At 67.0% G+C, this 19,132-nt stretch carries 11 protein-coding genes; 3 read left to right on the top strand and 8 right to left on the bottom strand.

The features are described from left to right. Positions 1-199 precede the first annotated feature (199 nt). Both ACQVBX_RS15770 and ACQVBX_RS15765 read left to right on the top strand, forming a co-directional pair. Positions 200-3,208, top strand: a complete 3,009-nt coding sequence (locus tag ACQVBX_RS15770) for a TonB-dependent receptor (protein ID WP_431635270.1) — start codon at positions 200-202, stop codon at positions 3,206-3,208. 214 nt (positions 3,209-3,422) lie between these two features. Beyond that, positions 3,423-3,845: a hypothetical protein gene (locus ACQVBX_RS15765; protein ID WP_431635269.1), complete on the top strand. Its 423-nt coding sequence runs from the start codon at positions 3,423-3,425 to the stop codon at positions 3,843-3,845. A gap of 56 nt (positions 3,846-3,901) precedes the next feature. On the opposite strand, the gene ACQVBX_RS15760 is transcribed toward ACQVBX_RS15765, so the two are convergent. The 8 genes from ACQVBX_RS15760 to glk all read right to left on the bottom strand — a co-directional run bounded on the left by ACQVBX_RS15760 (position 3,902) and on the right by glk (position 17,305). Beyond that, positions 3,902-4,534 carry a lysoplasmalogenase gene (locus ACQVBX_RS15760; RefSeq protein ID WP_431635268.1) on the bottom strand — a complete coding sequence of 211 codons (633 nt, stop codon included), beginning with the start codon at positions 4,532-4,534 and terminating at the stop codon, positions 3,902-3,904. A 161-nt stretch (positions 4,535-4,695) separates the two neighbouring features. Next, complete coding sequence (locus ACQVBX_RS15755) at positions 4,696-7,032, bottom strand: TonB-dependent receptor (protein WP_431635267.1); 2,337 nt, start codon at positions 7,030-7,032, stop codon at positions 4,696-4,698. A 179-nt stretch (positions 7,033-7,211) separates the two neighbouring features. After that, positions 7,212-8,549, bottom strand: a complete 1,338-nt coding sequence (locus ACQVBX_RS15750; protein ID WP_431635266.1) for an alkaline phosphatase family protein — start codon at positions 8,547-8,549, stop codon at positions 7,212-7,214. A gap of 79 nt (positions 8,550-8,628) precedes the next feature. Further along, on the bottom strand, positions 8,629-9,723 hold the full coding sequence (locus tag ACQVBX_RS15745) for a glycerophosphodiester phosphodiesterase (protein WP_431635265.1): 1,095 nt from the start codon (positions 9,721-9,723) through the stop codon (positions 8,629-8,631). 69 nt (positions 9,724-9,792) lie between these two features. Then, the gene (locus ACQVBX_RS15740; protein ID WP_431635263.1) at positions 9,793-10,881 is read right to left on the bottom strand and encodes an acyltransferase family protein; all 1,089 of its coding nucleotides are present in this window, start codon (positions 10,879-10,881) and stop codon (positions 9,793-9,795) included. A gap of 81 nt (positions 10,882-10,962) precedes the next feature. Then, positions 10,963-13,293, bottom strand: coding sequence for a beta-N-acetylhexosaminidase (locus ACQVBX_RS15735; protein ID WP_431635261.1), 2,331 nt, complete (start codon positions 13,291-13,293; stop codon positions 10,963-10,965). 170 nt (positions 13,294-13,463) lie between these two features. Continuing rightward, on the bottom strand, positions 13,464-16,154 hold the full coding sequence (locus tag ACQVBX_RS15730) for a TonB-dependent receptor (protein WP_431635260.1): 2,691 nt from the start codon (positions 16,152-16,154) through the stop codon (positions 13,464-13,466). 146 nt (positions 16,155-16,300) lie between these two features. Further along, positions 16,301-17,305 (bottom strand): glucokinase, encoded by a 1,005-nt coding sequence (gene glk / locus ACQVBX_RS15725; protein WP_431635259.1) that lies wholly within the window; start codon positions 17,303-17,305, stop codon positions 16,301-16,303. A 474-nt stretch (positions 17,306-17,779) separates the two neighbouring features. On the opposite strand from glk, the gene ACQVBX_RS15720 reads away from it, so the two are divergent. Further along, the gene (locus tag ACQVBX_RS15720; RefSeq protein ID WP_431635258.1) at positions 17,780-19,069 is read left to right on the top strand and encodes a sugar MFS transporter; all 1,290 of its coding nucleotides are present in this window, start codon (positions 17,780-17,782) and stop codon (positions 19,067-19,069) included. Positions 19,070-19,132 lie beyond the last annotated feature (63 nt).

Here is a 19,132-nt window from a genome sequence, read left to right as displayed (position 1 = left end):
ATACACGAATTGCATGTCGTTAGCTGGGTTGCACTGAAGGGCAACCTTGGCTTAACGTCGGCGTTACATCGTCGATCCCCCAAGCTAGACGATGCCGTGGTGCGCCACCTTCCCCAAGGCAGCGTTCCGTCTCCAAGCCATCCGGCCCAGCACGCAGGTGCTGGCCCACGGCTATTGTTTGTCTGGAGTTCAAATAACAATGAAGCACACTTTGTTTAATCGCCGCTCGGCGCTGGCGTTGGCCGTGGGCATGAGCCTGGCCGGCGCGGCGTTCGGCCAGGCCACCACGGGTGCCATCTTCGGCCAGGTGCCGAATGGTGCCGGCCAGACTGTGAAGATCGACAGCGAGTCGGGCTTCTCCCGCCAGGTCACCGTGGACGCGTCCGGCCGCTACTCGGCCAGCTCGCTGCCGGTGGGTAACTACACCGTCACCCTGCTGAAGGACGGCCAGACCGTCGACTCGCGCAACAATGTCTCGCTGCGCGTGGGCGGCGGCGTCGAAGTCGACCTGGGCGCCTCGGCGAACAACGCGCAGCAGCTGAGCGCCATCTCGGTGTCGGCCAACGCGCTGCCCTCGATCGACGTCACCTCGGTCGACTCGCGTACCGTGATCACCTCGCAGGATCTGCAGCGCCTGCCGCTCAACCGCACCGCCGAGTCCATCGCACTGCTCGCACCGGGCACCGTGGCCGGCAGCGGCTACTTCAACAACGCCGTGTCGTTCGGCGGCGCGGGCGTCAGCGAGAACGCCTATTACATCAACGGCTACAACACCACCAATCCGTTGAACGCGCTGGGTGGCGTTGGCCTGCCCTACGGCGCCATCGACCAGCAGCAGGTGCTGACCGGCGGCTACAGCGCCAAGTACGGTCGCTCCGACGGCGGCGTGATCAACCAGGTCGGCAAGCGCGGCACCAATGAGTGGCACTTCGGGGCGCAGGTGGTGTGGTCGCCGAAGTACGCCGCAGCCGATCCGGCTTACGTGTACTTCCCCAACCAGCGCCTGCCAAACGGCTACACCTACCAGGACGGCAGCCTGCCGGGCACGGTGTACCGTTCGCGCAAGGACAACGGCAGCTGGGAAACCACGTATAGCGCTTACGTCGGCGGTCCGCTGATCAAGGACAAGCTGTTCTTCTTCCTGGCCGCCGAGGCAGACAAGGAGCAGGGCAAGTCGACCTCGTCGATCCAGTCCTCGAACCCGAACAACCTGTACTACCAGTACAGCCGTCCGAAGGTGTACGCCAAGCTCGACTGGAACATCAACGACAGCAATATCCTTGAGCTGACCGCGATCGACAACAAGGACGAATATGCCGGTCAGCTGTACCAGTACGACTACAGCACCGGCAAAACCGGCAGCTTCATCGGCAACGACACCTCGACCAAGATGTCGTCGCACTACTACATCGGCAAGTACACCAGCTACATCACCGATGACCTGACCTTCAGCGCGCAGTACGGCTGGAGCAAGAACGAGGACTACTCGGCCGTTCCCGGCGCGAGCGATCAGCCGTACCTGTACACCTCGTACAACCAGAACCCGGCCTACACCGGTGGCTCGCCGATCCGCAACGGACAGACCGCTCTGTACGCGAAGGATCCGAGCGCGCAGAACAAGACCCACGGCCTGCGTGCCGACCTCGAGTACCGCCTGGGCGACCACACCCTGTCGGCCGGTATCGACAACATGTACTACGGCTCCTCCAACGAGGGTCAGGGCATGACCGGCCCGGGTTATGCCTGGATCTACGGCAAGACCAATGCCCCCGACGAAGCACTCGATGCGGGCCTCGGCGTTGGTGCCCCAGGCGGTGATGGCTACTACGTCGATCGCTACATCCTCGACAACATCACCAGCATGTCGGTGAAGCAGAAGGCGTACTACCTGGAAGACTCCTGGCAGGTCAGCAGCAACGTCCTGCTGAATCTCGGCCTGCGCAACGACAAGTTCACCAACTACAACAACCTCGGCCAGGCCTACGTCAACAACGACAACCAGTGGGCTCCCCGCCTGGGCGCGAGCTGGGACGTGTTCGGTGATTCCTCGTTGAAGGTCTACGGCAACCTGGGTCGCTACTACCTGGCGCTGCCGGCCAGCGTGGCGATCCGTGGTGCCTCCGCCTCCACGTTCACCGACGAATACTTCACCTACACGGGCATCGACGCCAACGGCAACCCGACCGGCCTGACCTCCATTGGCCCCGGCCCGGTGTCGTCCAACAACGAGTACGGCGTCTCGCCGGACCCGCAGACCGTGACAGCAACCAACCTCAAGTCGCAGTACCAGGACGAGGTGATGGTCGGCTTCGACAAGGCTCTGGGTCAGCAGTGGGTGACCGGTGCCAAGCTGACGTTCCGCAAGCTGCAGACCGCCATCGACGACGTTTGCGACATCCAGCGCCTGGCCGACAAGGCCGACTCGCTGGGCATCGACTCCAGCAAGCTGGACTTCCGCGGTTGCTACATCTTCAACCCGGGCGAGACCAACACCTTCAAGGTCAACTATGCCGATGGCTCGGGTTCCGAGCTCATCCGCATGTCCAAGGAAGACTGGGGTTTCAACGAAGGCGCCAAGCGCAAGTACTACGCGCTCGACATGTACCTGGAGCATCCGTTCGACGGCAAGTGGCAGGCCCGCGTTGACTACACCTTCTCGCGTAGCTACGGCAACACCGAGGGACAGGTGAAGTCCGACATTGGCCAGGACGACGTCTCCAAGACGCAGGACTGGGACACTGCCGCACTGATGGACCACTCGTACGGCCTGCTGGCGAACGACCGCCGCCACCAGCTGAAGGTACGTGGCAGCTACCAGCTCAATCCGGAGTGGATGCTGTCCGGTGCCCTGCGCGTGCAGTCCGGCGCACCGAAGAGCTGCCTGGGTTACTACGGCACCAACGAGTCTGATCCGAGCAGCTACAAGTCGAGCTACCACTGGTGCGCCGGCTCCCCGTCGGCTCCTGGCGATGCGGGCCGCAACCCGTGGACCAAGAAGCTCGACCTGAGCGTGGCCTATCGTCCGGCGTTCGCGGATCACAAGCTGGCTTTCAGCCTGGATGTGTTCAACGTGCTGAACGAAACCAAGGCACTGCAGTCCGATGCGACGTTCGAGGCCGCCAAGTACACGGTCTCCAACACGTACAACCAGGGCATCTACTTCGAAGCCCCGCGTTATGTGCGTCTGAGCGCCTCGTACGATTTCTGATCGTGCGGGCGGAGGCCGGGACGGTGTCCCGGCCTCTTTCAAGCTGTTTTGGCGCCACCCGGCAACGGGTGGCGTTTTTTTTCGGCCAGGCGCTTTCTAGCTAGTCCACGGCCATGCGCGCGGTGCATCTGCGACGCCACTTGACGAACGATCGGCATCCGGCGGTCTAATCCTGCCGCCGGCCGGTCGAGCCGGGTTCTTCGAGGAGCAGGTCATGAACAAGCCCCCTACCTGGTTCTACGTTATCGCTGCGCTCGCCCTGCTGTGGAACCTCGCCGGCTGCACGGCCTTCGTGGCCGACCTGCAGCTCACCCCCGAGGACCTCGCCCGGCTGCCCGAGGCACAGCAGGCGCTGTACCGCGAACGTCCGCTCTGGGCTCTCGTGGCCACCGGTGTCGCAGTCATCGGCGGCGCGCTGGGATGCATCTGCCTGTTGTTGCGCAAGCGCTGGGCGACCGGCCTGCTCATCGCCTCCCTGCTGGGCGTGCTGGCGCAGGACGTCGGCCTGTTCGTCATGATGGACCACCTGAAGGCCGCCAGCGGCGTGGCGCCGTTGCTGCAGGGCGTAGTGCTGCTCGTGGCGATCGGCCTGGTGCCGTTGGCCGGCTACGCGAATGCGCGCGGCTGGACGACGTGAGGCCATACCTGGCGATGCACAAAAGGCGCTCGCTGACCGCGCACTCACCCCGACGGTCAGCGTCTGCGTTCGGATTCGCGCCCGACCGACCCGGCGATCAGCCCGATCGCCGGATAGTAGGTGCCGAGCACCCATAGCGCCGACAGCGGCAGCGCATGGCGGAAGCGGTCCCACGCCAGCAGGCTGTCGCTGACCATGAACAGCAGGGCGCCAAGCGCGGCGCGACGTGCGGGGTGTGCCAGGGCGTCGGCCATCGCCGCACGCTGCCAGGCACGACCCACCGCCTGCCCCGCCATCGTCGCCAGCACCAGCGCGTAGATCATTACCGGCACCCGCAGCGCGGGCGCGACGAACGGCCAGAGCAACCCCAGCAGGCCGACCGCAGCCAGCAGGCAGGCGAGCCAGGCCAGCGGACGCATGGCGAAGTGGCTGTCGTCCAACCACGCGGCAAGGAAAGCGACGTGGGAGAGCAGGAATGCGGCCAACCCCGGCACGAAGAAGTCGCCCGGCAGCATCAGCAATACGTCACCGAGCAAGGCGAAGCCCAAGCCGGCAAGCACTCGTCGGCGGTAGCGCGCGGACAACGGCCACGGCGTATGCCAGGCCATCGCGATGACTAACACCGTCGCCAGCGGCTTGCACGCCCAGTGCAGCACACGCCAGCCATCGGCGGCGCCTGGTGCGGCCATCAAACCGCCAAGAACAGCCCCGGCCGCCGCGAGGGCAATGGCCGGAGCGATCAGGGAGCGCGGACTCCCGCGACGAGCGTCGGCCATGCCGGAGATCCTTCGGGGTCCGCTCGATCATAGCGCCGCCCGGCTCAGCGCTGGGCCGGGCGGCGCGTGGACGCTCAGAACCGCACGGTCGCCGTCAGCATGCTGGCGCGCGGGGCACCGGCCAGCAGGGTCTGGAAGGTACCGCCGGCGTCGCTGACCACGAAGCCGTTGGAGCCGATGGTGCCGAAATAGCGCTTGTTGGCGAGGTTGGTGACGTTGAGCGCAAGCTTGATCTCCTGCGCAAACCCGAGCTTGCCGAAGTCGTAGCCGACCGCGGCGTTGAACAACCAGTACGACGGCACGCCGGCGTCGTTGATGTAGGTGTAGTAGCGCTTGCCGGTGTAGTGGGCCGACAGACGCAGGTCCCACGGCCCCGGCGTCCACACCAGCTCCGAGGCGATCAGCTGCTTGGGGCTGTCGACCACGGTCTTGCCCTTGGTGGGCACCACGATCGGATTGTTCTGCGCGTCGAAGCCGCTGACGTAGTCGTTGTCGTAGCGCGAGCGGTTGTAGGAGAGCGAGTTGGACCAGTGCAGGTCGTCGGCGAGCTTGAAGTTCACCGCCAGCTCGGCGCCGCGGCTGCTCACCGAGCCCACGTTTGCGTAGCCGCTGGCGCAGCCGACGATGCCGGCGCACTGCGAGATCACCAGCAGGCGGTTGTCGAACTTCACGTCGTACAGCGCCAGCGAGGCCTGGTAGAAGTCGCCAACCTGGCGCAGGCCGCCTTCGATGGTGCTCGACTGCTCGGGCTTGAGCTGCTTGCCGAAGGTGTCGAAGGCGACCTGGGTGGTAGCCATCGGGCCGGTGATGCCGGCCTGGTAGGCGGCGATGTTCTTGGCGTAGGAGCCGAACACCTCGAAGCCGCCGCCGAGCTGGTAGCTAGCACCGATCTGCGGCAGGAAGGTCTTCTTCGCGGTCAGCGTGCCGGCGGCGTAGGCACCGGCGGTGCCGTAGGTGAGCGTGCCTGGCACGGCGCGCGCGGTGACCTTGCTGTGCGGCGACTTGAAGCCCACGTCCACGCTCAGGCGATCATCCAGCAGCTTGAAGCTGTCCTGCACGTAGAACTGGCGGGTAGTGGTTTCGTAGTGCTGGTAGAACTGGCGCAGGTTCGGATCTTCGAGGAAGTAGTTGTCGCTGACCGGGCCGCTGACGTAGTAATAGTTGCGCTGCACGTTGTGGTTGGAGTCCTCGTACCAGAACCCCGCCTCCACGTGGTGGATGCCGATGTCCCAGCTCAGCGCCGCGGTGAGACCGCCGCGGTCGATGCCGTACTCGGTGGTGCGGATCGAGATCGGCGTCTGCTGCGGCGTGCCCGGATAGGACGGCACGTACGGCGTCCACCAGTGACCCTGGCCGCGATCGTTGTGGTAGTAGCCGGTGGCCTTCAGGCGCACGGCGTCGCTGAGCGCGAAATCACCGAACACGCTGGCCACGGTGTCGTCGCGCAGGCCGCTGGCATCGTAGTAGGCGTCGTCCACGCTCTGCACGTTGCCATCGTTTACCGTGCCGGTGGTCTGGTATTGGGTGGCCACGGCCACGGCGCGGTTCCAGTCGGGGCGGAAGTTGTCCCAGTTCCAGCCGTTGCGCTTTTCCAGCGCGAGCGAGAGATCCTGGTAATCGTTCTCGTGACGGCTGGAGGTGGTGAGCAGCGCGCCGACGCGGCTGTCGTCGCCGAAGTCGTACACCGCCTTGCCGTTGAACTGCTTCTGCGTCTGGTCGCCTTGGCCCTTCCACTTGTCCACGGTGGCGTACGCACCGGACAGGTACATGGCAAAGCCGTGGTGGTCGCCGGTGTCGAGCCGCGCGTAGGTGCGGCGGGCCGAGTCGGTGCCGATGCTCTGCGCCACGGTGACGCCGTAGTCGGGCGTAGGGTCGGCCGAGTAGAACTGCACCGTGCCGCCCAGATCGCTGGTGGACGCGGTGCCCAGTGAGCCGATGCCCTCGGCCAGCTCGGCGCCGCCGAGGTTCTCGGCGATCAGCGCGCGGCTGATGTGCAGGCCGTTCTGGTTACCGTAGCTCATGTCGCCCAGCGGGATGCCGTCCAGCGTGAAGCCGAGGCGGTTCTGGTTGAAGCCGCGCAGGCTGATGCGGGTGGACCACTCGTAGTTGCCGAACGGATCGGCCGACTCGAAGTGCACGCCCGGCTTGCCTTCCAGCACCTTGAGCGGGCTGCTGCCCGGCGGCAGCACCTTCACGTCTTCGCTGGTGATGCGCTGCACCTGGCGCGACTCGCCCTGGCCGATCACCGACACCGTCTGCAGCTGCTTGACCTTGCTGACGTCGGCGGCGGCATCAACGGGCGCGGCATCCGTGGCGCTGGGCGTATCGGTGGCCAGCGCGCTTCCCTGCAGCGCGGCAAAGAGGGCAAGCGCCAGCACGGCGCGGCGATGGGAGATCAGACGGTTCGACATGCGTGCACATCCTCGTCGCGGGGGCGCGAGCCCTCGCGGCATCAGTGGGAAAAGGGAACCTGCGACCGCCCCGGCGGAACGGATCGCGAAAGCATGGGTGGCGCGTGTGAAGCGGCGCTTACACCGGCGTGTCAGCGCGTTTGGACGGCTAAACCGTTCTGTCACATCCGCCGGATCATTCAGTGCGTCGGCGCGAGCAGCGCATGTCCTTGCGCCGTGGGAAGCGCCACGCCGAGGTAGTCGGCCAGCGTGGGCGCGATGTCGCGCATGTCGACCACGCCGAGGTCGCGCCCAGCCGGTACGCCCGGGCCTGTGATCAGCAAGGTGGCCCGCTGATCGGGGCGTGACGGGTCATAGCCGTGCATGCCGTGGTAGTGCGAGGGCGACGGCAGTGGCGCGTCCACAGTGATACCCAGTTCGTAACCGGGTTTGAACACCACGAACCAGCTCGCCTTGTCGCTGCCGCCCTTGGCCAGCAACTGCTCACGATCGAGGATCTCGGCGATGCCATAGGCCGGATCCTGGCGCAGACGATCGAGCAGCGCCTGCACGCGTGCCTTCACCGATGCATCGGAAGGATCGCGCAGCACGATGGCCGCGCTGCCGCCGTCGTTCCACACCGCCGCCTGCCAGTCGGTGATGGCGCCGTTCTTCAGCGTCACCAGGCCTTCCTTGAGGAACGGCGCGTACAGGTTCACGTCCTGCGTGACGGGCGCAAAGCCGTGGTCGGACACCACCGCAACGACGCCATCCGGATGCACGCGGCGCGCGGCATCGGCCACTTCGCCGACCAGCGCGTCGATCTGCTCGAGCACGCGGCTGGCGTCGGACGTGCCCGGGCCCTTGGCGTGCTCTTCGTGGTCGAGCGCGGCGAAGTAGACGGTCATGAACTGCGGCCGGTGCAGCTCGAGCAGCTTCACCGCGAAGCGGGCGCGAGCCTGGTCGCCGTCCAGCTCCTCGTTGATGCCCTGCGGGTACGGGCCGAGGTCTTTCTCCAGCGCCGGCAGCAGGCCGGGCGTGGCCAGCGCGGCGAGCAGCTTGCGATCGTCGTCGGTGCCGGTGCGCCAGATCTGTGGCAGGTTCCAGTCCACGCCCACGGCACCCACGCTTACCGGCCAGTGCACGTTGGCGGTGGAGAGTCCTGCGTCGTGCGCGGCCTGCCACAGCGTGGGCACCTTGATGTCGCTGGCGTACCAGTCCCAGCCGAGCTGGTTCTTGTTGAGCGGATCGAAGCTGAGGTTGCCGCCCACGCCGTGCACGCGCGGCGACACGCCGGTGAGCAGGGAGACGTGACTGGGGTAGGTGAGCGTGGGCAGCACGCCGGTGACGCCTTCGGCATAGCTGCCCTCGTGCACGAAGCGGGTGAGGTTGGGCAATGCCAGGCCGCGCTTCTTCGCGTGCAGCACGTCCGCCGGACGCAGGCCGTCGATGGAGATCAGCAGCACCGGCGTGGCGGCGGCCGGCAGAGCGAGCGCGAGGGCCAGCAGGCCGAGGCAGGAGCGAAACAGGCGGGGCATGGCGGCGATTCTGGAAGCGAAGCCGCGCATGCTTGCCGGCACGCGCTACACCGCGGTGACAGCCACGTGTCCGCCCGCGTCAGCGCGCGTCGACCGCCTGCCGCCCCAGCCCCGGATCGTCGGTGAAGAACGCATCGATGCCGGTATCCAGGTACACCTTCAGCTGCGCCAGCATGCCGGCGGCGTTGAAGGTGTTCGGGTTATCGCCCTGCCAGAAGTTTTTCGCCAGGAAGGTGTTCTCCGGGCGAAAGGTGTACGGGTGCACCTCGAGGCCCGCGGCGTGCGCGTCGTGTACGAGCGTGGTGGGCGCGCCGAGGTGGCCGTCGACGGTGTACGGGATGATGGCGTGGTAGACGGGACCGATCGCGTCGGCATACTGCGCGATCGCCTTGAGCCCTGCCGGCGTGATCATCTGCGCGTAGGTGAGCGCGCCGTCGGCGGCCAGCACGTCGCCCGGGTGCATCGCCGGTTCGTCGATCAGCTGCAGCAGCGTGATGTTGGTGTGCGTCTTGCCTAGCTTGCCGCGCAGATACTTCAGGTTGGCGATCTCGAACGACTGGATCTCCACCGGCGCGGTGCGCGTGTACGCATGCGCGGCCAGCGTGGCGAGCAGCGCGTCTTCCATCGGCAGGCCGATGCGCTGGAAGTAAGTGCCGTGCTTGATCTCCGGGATCAGCCCAATCACCCGCCCGCGCGCGGCCGATTCGGCGGCGACGAAGTCGATGATCTCGTCCAGGGTGGCGATCTGGAACTGCCCGTCGTAGACGGTGCCGCGCAACTCGGGCAGGCGCTCGCGGGCGCGCAGGGTTTTCAGCTCGGCGAGGGTGAAGTCCTCGGTGAACCAGCCAGTGACCCGCTGGCCGTCGATCACCTTGGTGGTCTTGCGCGAGGCGAACTCGGGATGGTTCGCCACGTCGGTGGTTTCGGCGATGTTGTTCTCGTGGCGCGCCACCATCACGCCGTCCTTCGTCATCACCAGGTCCGGCTCGATCACATCGGCGCCATCGGCGATCGCCTTGGTGTACGAGGTCAGCGTGTGCTCGGGCCGCAGGGCGCTGGCGCCGCGGTGGCCGATCACCCGCACCTTCGATGCGAGCGGTTTCTCGGCGGCGTGCACAGCGTTAACCATCGGCAGCAGTCCGAGCAGGAGGGTGAGGCAGATCAGGCGACGCATGGGCCACTCCGGAGGCAAACGCGTCTTGTAGGCGGCTCGTCTTACAGCACGATGGCACGACCGGCGAGGTTACAGCTTCAGGTGGATGCCTCGCCGGTCCATCGCCCACACGATCACCCACCACAGCGCGACAAAGGCGATCGCCCACGCCAGCGACGCCACATACGGCCCGGCCAGCGGCGTGATCCAACGCGCCAACCCATCGGTGTACAGCAGCTGCTGCGCGCCCGTGGCCGGCAGCAGGATCTGCATCAGTTCCGAGCCGGCATACGCTGCGATGGCGTTGACGCCGAAGCGGTGGCCGATCGGCGGGAAGCCACGGCGATCGATGGCGTCATGCACCAGCCCCAGCGCGAGCATCGCCCAGCCGCCGGTCCACAACACGAACGAGGGCGTCCACAGATTCTTGTTGAACGGCAGCACCAGCGACCATGCCCAGCCCGCCACCAACAAGGCGACGCCCATCGGCCACAGGCGCCGCGCACGTCCGGCGCGCAGCCAGCGCCCGGCGATCAAGCCGAGCAGCGTGGTGGCCAGCGACGGCAGCGTGCCGAGCAATCCTTCCGGGTCATGGCCGCGGCCGCTGGCCGGGTCGATCTGGTAGACGAAGCGGCCGAACAGCGCGCTATCGCTGCGACTGACCAGGTTGTCCCACGGCGCCAGCGTACCCCCCAGATGCAGCAACCAGGCGTAGCCGGCGAGGATCACCACGATCAGCGCCCCCTGCGTCCACGCCCGCGTGAGCAACGCCAGCGGCACGGCCAGCGCAAAGCACAGCGCAATCCGCTGCAGCACGCCTGGCAATCGCAGGTGCGCGCCGGGCATCAGCCACGCGGCGAGCAGGTTGATCGCCAGGCCGAGCGCGAGGATGCGTAGCGCGCGCAGCCATGCACCGCGGAGCAGCGGTGCGCGCGCGTCGCCTCGTTCGAGCTTCGGTCCGAAGGCGAGCGCGATCGACACGCCCACGATGAACAGGAAGAACGGAAAGATCAGGTCGGTCGGCGTGCAGCCGTGCCACTCGGCATGTTCCAGCGGCCAGTAGACGTGCCCCCAGTCGCCCGGATCGTTGACCAGCAGCATCGCGGCCACGGTGAGGCCGCGCAGGGCGTCGACGGAGGCGAAGCGTGGGCCGGATGGATGGACGGTGGCTTCAGGCATGGCTCGAATGGTGGTCAGTCATGCGCCGGATCGCAGCAGCCGAAAGTGCCTTGCGTGCAATCGCCCGGTCGCTACGCCACCTCACTTCGCGCCCTCCCCCAGCTCGACCCGGTCGAACGCATGCAGCGGACCGGCGGTGGGCGCCGTGAGGACGAAGCAGAGGTCGTGTTTGCCCGTGGTCGGCGTTATGGCCGCGTCGAACGGCTGCGAGCGCGGCGAGCGTGCGGGGTCGGGCAGCGGCCAACGAGCCAGCACGACGCCCTCACAGCCGTCCACGTGCGCCACCAGCTCGCCGAACGGCGTAGCGCGGGGGCGCTGCACGACCAGCTTGGCCTCGTGCGCGAGCGCGTAGTTGTTGGGCAGCCGCTGCAGGGTCACATGCAAGGTGTCGACGCCGTCGAGCGACGCGCCCTGCCACTGCTGGCAGCTGTTGAACAGCGGCACGGTATAGACCGGCGCTAGCGTGGTGGCATCCGGCTCGGGCTGCACGCGCAGGCGGAACGGGCTGCCGGGGCAATTGGTGAGCTCGCTGCCGTTGCGGGTGAGCAGCGAGGCGCGGTCGATCACCTGCGTGCGCGGCGCGGCCAGCGCGTCGCCATCGGGCGCGAAGGCGGCAGCGCGCACCGTCGCCGGCAGCGTTACCTCGAACGGCGCGACATACGCGGGCGACGTCGCGCCGGGCGCGCTGCCGTCGAGCGTGTAGCGCAACGTGCCGAAGTCCGCCTGGTTGGCGATGCGCACCTGCGTGCGCCCGTGAGCCAGTGCGGCGTCGGCATCGACCGTGATCGCAGGGGCGAAGGCGCTGTCGGCATAGCCGATACCCGCAGCGCGATAGCGCGCCAGCTGCACCGGCAGGCGGGCGAGGAAATCGGGCCAGTTGCGCCGCGCAAGCGGCGTCCAGGTGGCTTCGGCCAGCGCGTCCAGGCGCGGGAATACCGCATGCTCGATGTGCGCGAAGCTCGGCATGTGCTCGGTCCACACGTTCGCCTGGGCGCCCAGCACGTGCGCGGCCTGCGCCGCGTCGAGCGCCTTGGGGATCGGCTCGAAGGCGTAGATGTCGGCCAGCGACTTCACCGGCAGGCGACCGGTGGTTTCGTCCGCGCGATCGCTCTGCAGCTGGTCGAAGTACAGATCGGGCGCCGGCGACAGCACCACGTCGTGGCCCTTCTGCGCGGCGGCCACGGCGCCCTTGCTGCCGCGCCAGGACATCACCGCGGCATTGCCGGGCACGCCGCCATCGAGGATCTCGTCCCAGCCGATCATGCGGCGCCCGTGGGCGGCGAGGTAGCTGCCGAGCTGATCCATGAACCAGCTTTGCAGCGCGTCGTCGCTGGCCAGGCCCAGTCGCTTGCGCTGCGCCTGCACGGCGCGCGAGGCCTGCCATTCGTCCTTCACCGCCTCGTCGCCGCCGAGGTGGATGAAGCGCGAGGGAAACAGCGTCATCACCTCGTCCAGCACGTGCTGCATGAAGCGCACCGTGGCGGGGCTCGGGTTGTACAGCGTGGTGTTGACGCCCCAGTCGGTCGATACGGCAATGCGCTTGCCGGTGACGCCCAGGCGTGGATACGCCGCCACCGCCGCGGTGGCGTGGCCGGGCATGTCGATCTCCGGCACCACCGTGATCTGCCGCGCGGCGGCATAGGCGACGATCTGGCGGATCTCGTCCTGCGTGTAGAAGCCGCCATAGCGCTTGGGCTCGCCGTAGCGCCCAGCATCCGGCGGCGTGCGCCAGGCCCCGATGCGGGTGAGCTCGGGATACCGCTTGATCTGGATGCGCCAGCCCTGGTCGTCGGTGAGATGCCAATGCAGCACGTTGAGCTTGTGCTCGGCCATCTGTTCGATCAGCGTGCGGATCTCGTCCGGCGTCTGCATGTGACGCACCGAATCGAGCATCAGGCCGCGCCAGGCGAAGCGCGGTGCGTCGTCGATGGTAAGCGCGGGCAACGGCTCGCCGGCCGGCACCGCGGTCACCAGCTGCCACAGCGTCACCGCCCCATAGAACAGGCCGGCATCGGTGCGCGCGCGGATGTCCACGCCATCGGGCGTGACGGTGAGGCGATAACCCTCGTCCGCGGCGATCGCCGGATCGCGCACGAAGCGCACGGCGGCCGGCGCCGCGGCGGTTTGCTTGAGCATGAGCTGGCGGCTGGATCGCACCCGGTCTGCCAGCCACTGCGCCGCCTCCCGGGCCGCGCCATCGTTCGCCGGCACGCTGATTGCCGCGCCGTCGCGCAGCTCGAAGCTACCGACGCCGCGATGCAGGGACGCCACCTGCGGAATCAGCGCGATGGGCGGTGCGGCCGTGGGACCGGCGACGGACAGCGGCGGCCGGACGGCGGTCGGCGCGCATGCGGCAAGCGCGACGGCGGTAGCAACCAGGACCAGGCGGACCAGCGGTGGGCATCGTGACATCGGGCGCTCCAGCGAAGGTGGCGGCAACGCGGCATGCTGCCACGCCGCCAAAAAAAACGGGCCCGAAAGCGTTCGGACCCGCGGGGAGAGAATGAAACCCAGGGAGGCGGCCGTCCATGGCCAGGGGCCTGGCGCAGCGCCGGGGTCGAAGCGGCGCTGCGTCGGGCAGGTCAGAGCTTGAAGCGCAGGTTCACGTAGTACTGGCGGCCGTTGACATAGGTCGCGTGAGGCAGCTTGCCGATCGTGTCGCTCTTTACGTAGTAGCGGAGCTTCGGATCGTTGAGGTTCATCGCGTCCAGCGAGAGCGACATCCAGTCGGTGAGCTGCACGCCGAACGACGCCGCCAGGTTACCGATACCCTGCTGGTAGAAGTTGTCGGTACGGCTCACGCCCGCGTAGAACTCCGAGCGGTAGGTGTAGCTGATGCGGGCGTTGAATCGCTTGTTCTCGAAGTAGCCCGACACGTTGTAGGTGTTCTTCGAGGTGCCCTGCAACGGCTGGTTTCCGGTGGCGTGACCATCGGCATAGGTGTAGTTCGCCTGCACGCCGAAGTTGTCGCCGATCGGCTGGATGTAGTTCAGCTCCAGGCCGCGTACCTGACCGTTGGTATTCTTCGGCACGCTGATCAGGTAGTCGGCGAACACGTCCTGGCCGGCGTTGGTGCTGGCCTGGATGTCCTTGAAGGTGCGCACCTCGTTGCCGAAGTTGACGTAGTCCTTCAGGTTCATCGCATAGACGCCGGCCGACAGCAGCCCGCGCGGCGCGAAGTACCACTCCACCGAGGCGTCGAAATTGCTCGAGATGAGCGGACGAAGTTTCGGATTGCCGCCGCTGCCGGTGTGGGTGAGGTCGTCGGCCGAAACGTAGCCGGCCAGAGCCGAATAGTCCGGACGCGTCATCGTCTGCGAGGCGGCGAAGCGGGCCACCCACTGGTCGTTGAGGTCGAACTTCAGGTTCGCGCTGGGCAGGAATTTGTCGTAGCTGTGCTCGTAGTTGTTCCAGTAGTAGGTGCCGAAGGCGGAGCCGGTGATCGGGCCGCTGACCCGGGTGGCCTCGGCATCGGGCGCCGTGGAGGTGTAGCCGATGTTCTCCTTAGTCTTCACGTAGCGCACGCCGAAGTTGCCGCTGACGATGCCGGACTGGAAGTTCAGCTGCATGTAGGCAGCCGAGTCCTTCTCCTGGACCTTGTAGATGTCATTGAAGTACAGGCGTGCGACCGGATCGCGCGTGGTGAACTTCGAGTCGAAGTCGGCCAGCTGTCCAGGCGAGTAGTACCAGATGTTCGACGGGAAGCTGCCGCCGAGCGAACTGCCGAAGTCGCCCGGGTAGTTCGACCAGCTGGTCGGATAGTTAGCCAGGTTGGTCCAGTCGCCGGCCGGACCCTGCGCCACCTCGAACGGATTGCCACGCTCGTGCTTGGCGTAGCGGGCACCGAATTCCAGCGAGGTCAGCGCGCCTTCGTCGAAGTCGAGCTCACCGTCGAACTGGGCCCAGTCTTCCTTGTCCTTCACCTTGATGCCCTGGCCGCCGAAGATCCAGCCGGCGGACGGGTTGATCGCCGACGGCGTGCTGTTGTCGCCGCCCATCGTCCAGTTGATCGGCTTGCCCAGGCCGCGCATGTCCCAGCTGCCGCCGGCGCCGACGTTGGTACCCAGTTCGATCACGTCCTGAGTGGGGCTCGAACCGGTACCGCGGGTGGTGCCGACCTGGCCCTTGAGAGTGAAGTGATCGGTGACGTTCCAGTCCGCGCTCAGGGCGAGGTACTTCGACTCCGACGCCGCGCCGGGGCGTGAGATCTGGTCGTACACGCCGTACGAACCGGTGCCGCCAGTGACCGAGCCGCTGGTGACCACGCCGTTCTGAATCGAGTTGGCGGTGAGCACGCCGCCACCGCCCAACGCGCTGCTCGTCCACAGCATGTAGTTGCGGTTGAAGTTGTCGGCCTTCAGCTTGGAGTAGAAGCCGTTGAGGTCGAGCGTGAGGTTTTCGGTGGGGCGGATCTGGAAGTCGACCACGCCACCCTTGCGCTCGCGGGTCTGGGTGAACAGGGTCGAGCCGATCTCGTTCGGGTAGTACACGGTCTGACCGTCGAGCGTGGTCGGGTTGTAGCCGCCCACGACCTCCTGGCCATTACGCTGCAGGCTGCGCTTCTCGTAGAAGCCCTGCACCATGATGCCCATGGTGTTGGCGTCGTTCTTGTAGTTGAACAGGCCGCTGAACTGCGGCTTGGTATTGCTGGGCAGGTCCGAATAGACGCCACCTACCGAGGCCTCGGCGGTGAACGGCTTGGCGAACTCCAGCGGCTTGCGCGTGATGATGTCGACCGAGCCGGCCGCGCCGCCCTCGACGATCTTCGCCTCGGAGGTCTTGTGTACCACCACCTGGCTGACCACCTCGGACGGCAGCAGACTGTAGCTGACGCTGCGGCCCACAGTCTGCACCTGGCTCAGCACGAACCAGTCGCCGGTGCCGATGTTGTGACCGTTGACCAGCGTCTGGGTCAGGCTGGGGTTGGTGCCGCGCAGGCTGACGCGGTCGCTCTCGTCGAACCCGCCTTCGCTGGCACTGGACGAGCTGATGTTGACGCCCGGCAGGCGCTGCAGCGTGTCGGCCACGTTCTTGGCCGGCAGCTTGCCGATGTCCTCGGCGGTGACCACTTCGACGTGCGAGGCGGCGTCCTTCTTCAGCGCCAGCGATTCCGCCTCGCTGTCACGGATGCCGGTAACGGTGATGGTAGCCAGCTCCTTGGCCTTTTCCTTGCGAGGCGCGGTGTTCTGGTTGGCGTCCTGCGCCTGCAGCGTTCCGGCCAGGCACAGCCCGGCGATGATGCTCGCGGCTAACAGCGTTTTGCGATGTGACATGGTGTCCTCCCCTCAGAGCCAGATCGGCAACGGTTGTTGTGTGTGTCGAGCTACCGCGGCCGGTGAAGTTGCTGGGCAATTGCCCGGTGGTATGGAACGTCGCTTGCGTGGGTGTTGCGTCTCAAAAACGTCGGATCGTCGTCAAGTCAGCGCAGTTCGGCGGAATGGCCGTCCAGATACAGCCCCGCCGCGCCGATCACGCCGTGCTGGCCGTGCTCCATCAGGCGTACCGGAACCTGTTGCAGATAGGCGTGCATCACGCCCTTGTTGAAGAAGCGCGCGGCGAAGGTGCTGGCCAGCAGCAGCTCGCGGATCTGCGGCAGGATCCCGCCGGCGAGAAACACGCCGCCGCGCGCGCCGTAGAGCAGCACCAGGTCGCCGACGAAGCTGCCTAGCAGGCCGCAGAACATCTCCAGCGCCTCCACCGCCGCCTCGTCGGAGCGGGCCAGCGCGCTGCGGGTGACCTCGGCCGGCAGCGTGAGCGCCGGCGCGCTGCCGCGCAGCTCGCACAACGCGCGATACAAGTTGATCAGGCCGGGGCCGGACAACGCGTGTTCGAACGACACATGCGAGCGCTCGCGCGCCAGGATGCGCAGCACCGCGATCTCGCGCTCGTTGCCCGGCGCCAGTGCGATCTGCCCGGCCTCGGTGGCGAGCACGCTGGGACCGTGCGCGCCCGGCAACAGCACCGCCGACCCCAGCCCGGTGCCCGGCCCCATCACCAGCACCGGACCGGCGGCGGCTGGGGCGGTGTTGTCGATCACGCTCAGCGTGTCGGCGCGGGTGAGGAACTGGGTGGCGTAGGCCACGGCCTCGAAATCGTTGATCACGGCGAGCTGGGCCAGTCCGAGCCGCTCGCGGATCTCGCGGATCGACACCGGCCAGGGCAGGTTGTCGTTGACGATGGCGTCGCCCAGCACGTAGCCCGCGCTGGCCACCGCGCAGCGCTCGATCGGCGCAGCGGGCGCCACGTGTGCCACGAAATCCTCGAGTACGGCGGTGAGGCTCGGCCACTCGGCGCAGGCGTAGCGCTGGTAGGCGTGCACGCTCACCGGCTGTGCTTCACCGGCCGCGCGACTGACCAGGCCGATGCGCGCGTGGGTGCCGCCGACGTCGGCGGCGAGGAACGGCCGCGCGGCCGCCGTCGTCACCGCTGCACTCGTCACTGCGCTGTGTCCCGCCACTTCCGCCACGCCGGATTCCCCCGTTCCCGATGACCCCGCACCGCTGCCCGGTGGAGGTATGCATGGCCGGAGTGTGTTCACCAGATGACAACGTTGTCAACCATTTCTGTGACAAGGCCCTCCCCAGGTGTTTTCGCGCCGCAACAGAACCCACGACGCGGCGGTGGCGTGTGACGTGCCGATGCCGCGGCAAGGCGCATAGCCACGCGATTGGCTCGAATCTATTCAACCGCCGCAAGCGATGTCGCGGCGCACCAGCCACAGCAGCCCAAGCGACCCACCCGCTTCGACGAGAGGGGTGCGGCACGTGCGCGGTTGCACCGGTCTGGATTGACAACGTTATGCCTGCACGTCCATAAAGCCGACTTCGGGGACGGTGGACGCCAGCGGCGATCCACGGCGTCGCATCACGCATCCGCATACCGCTCGGGGGAGTTCCGCATGTCGTCCACCACGCTCGACGCATCGCCCATGGCGGGCCGTTCCACGCTCGGACCGATGGTCATCATCGGCGTGCTGTTCTTCATCTTCGGCTTCGTCACCTGGCTCAACGGGCCGCTGATCACCTTCGTCAAGCTGGCTTTCAACCTCGACGACGTGAACGCCTTCCTGGTGCCGTTCGCGTTCTACATTTCCTACCTGGTGTTCTCGCTGCCGGCCTCGGTAGTGCTGCGCCGGACCGGCATGAAGAAAGGCATCGCGATCGGGCTGTTCGTGATGGCGATCGGCGCGGCGGCGTTCGGCCAGTTCGCCACCATGCGGGTGTATCCGGGCGCACTGACCGGGCTGTTCGTGATCGGCGCAGGCCTGTCGATGCTGCAGACCGCGTCCAACCCGTACATCTCGATCCTCGGGCCGATCGAGAGCGCCGCGCAGCGCATCGCCTTCATGGGCATCTGCAACAAGCTCGCCGGCATCCTGGCGCCGATCGTGATCGGCGCGGTGGTGCTGAGCGGGATCGACAGCATCGATGCCCAGGTCAAGGCGGCACCGACCCCCGCCGCGCGCGAGGCGCTGCTCGACGCGTTCGCCGGCAAGGTGCACCTGCCTTACCTGGTGATGGCCGGCCTGCTGGTGGTGCTGGCGATCTGGATTGCGCTGTCCTCGCTGCCGGAGATCAAGCCGGCGGGCGCCAACAGCGAGAAGGCGGTCGGCCATAGTGACGGCAGCCTCTTCAGCTTTCCGCACCTGTGGCTGGGCGTGCTGTGCCTGTTTCTGTACGTGGGCGTGGAGGTGATGGCGGGCGACGCGATCGGCACCTACGGCGCCAGCTTCCATCTGCCGCTGAGCCAGACCAAATTCTTCACTGCCTTCACCCTGGGCGCGATGCTGCTGGGCTATCTGGCCGGGCTGGTGCTGATCCCGCGCTTCATCAGCCAGCAGCGCTATCTGGCGGTGTCGGCGGTGCTGGGCGTGCTGTTCTGCCTGGGCGCCTACGCCACCTCCGGCTACATCTCGGTCGGCTTCGTGGCGGCACTGGGTTTTGCCAACGCGATGATGTGGCCGGCGATCTTCCCGCTGGCGATCAACGGCCTGGGCCGCCACACCGAGGCCGGTTCGGCCTGGATGATCATGGGCATTGCCGGCGGCGCCATCGTGCCGCAGGCGTTCGCGCACCTGAAGCTGCACATCGACTTCCAGCTCGCCTTCGTGCTGCTGATGGTGCCGTGCTACCTGTACATCCTGTTCTACGGCGTGCGCGGCCACCGCGCGGGCCTGCGGGCGGGCTGACCGGCCGCCATGCAGCCTGCGTCCGCGCCCGCCGCCGCCAACTGCCGGTCCGGGTGGGCTACG

Origin of the sequence: Dyella thailandensis, assembly GCF_050749815.1 — a bacterium.
Classification (GTDB): Bacteria; Pseudomonadota; Gammaproteobacteria; order Xanthomonadales; family Rhodanobacteraceae; genus Dyella_A.
This window is presented reverse-complemented; position numbering and strand designations above follow the sequence as displayed.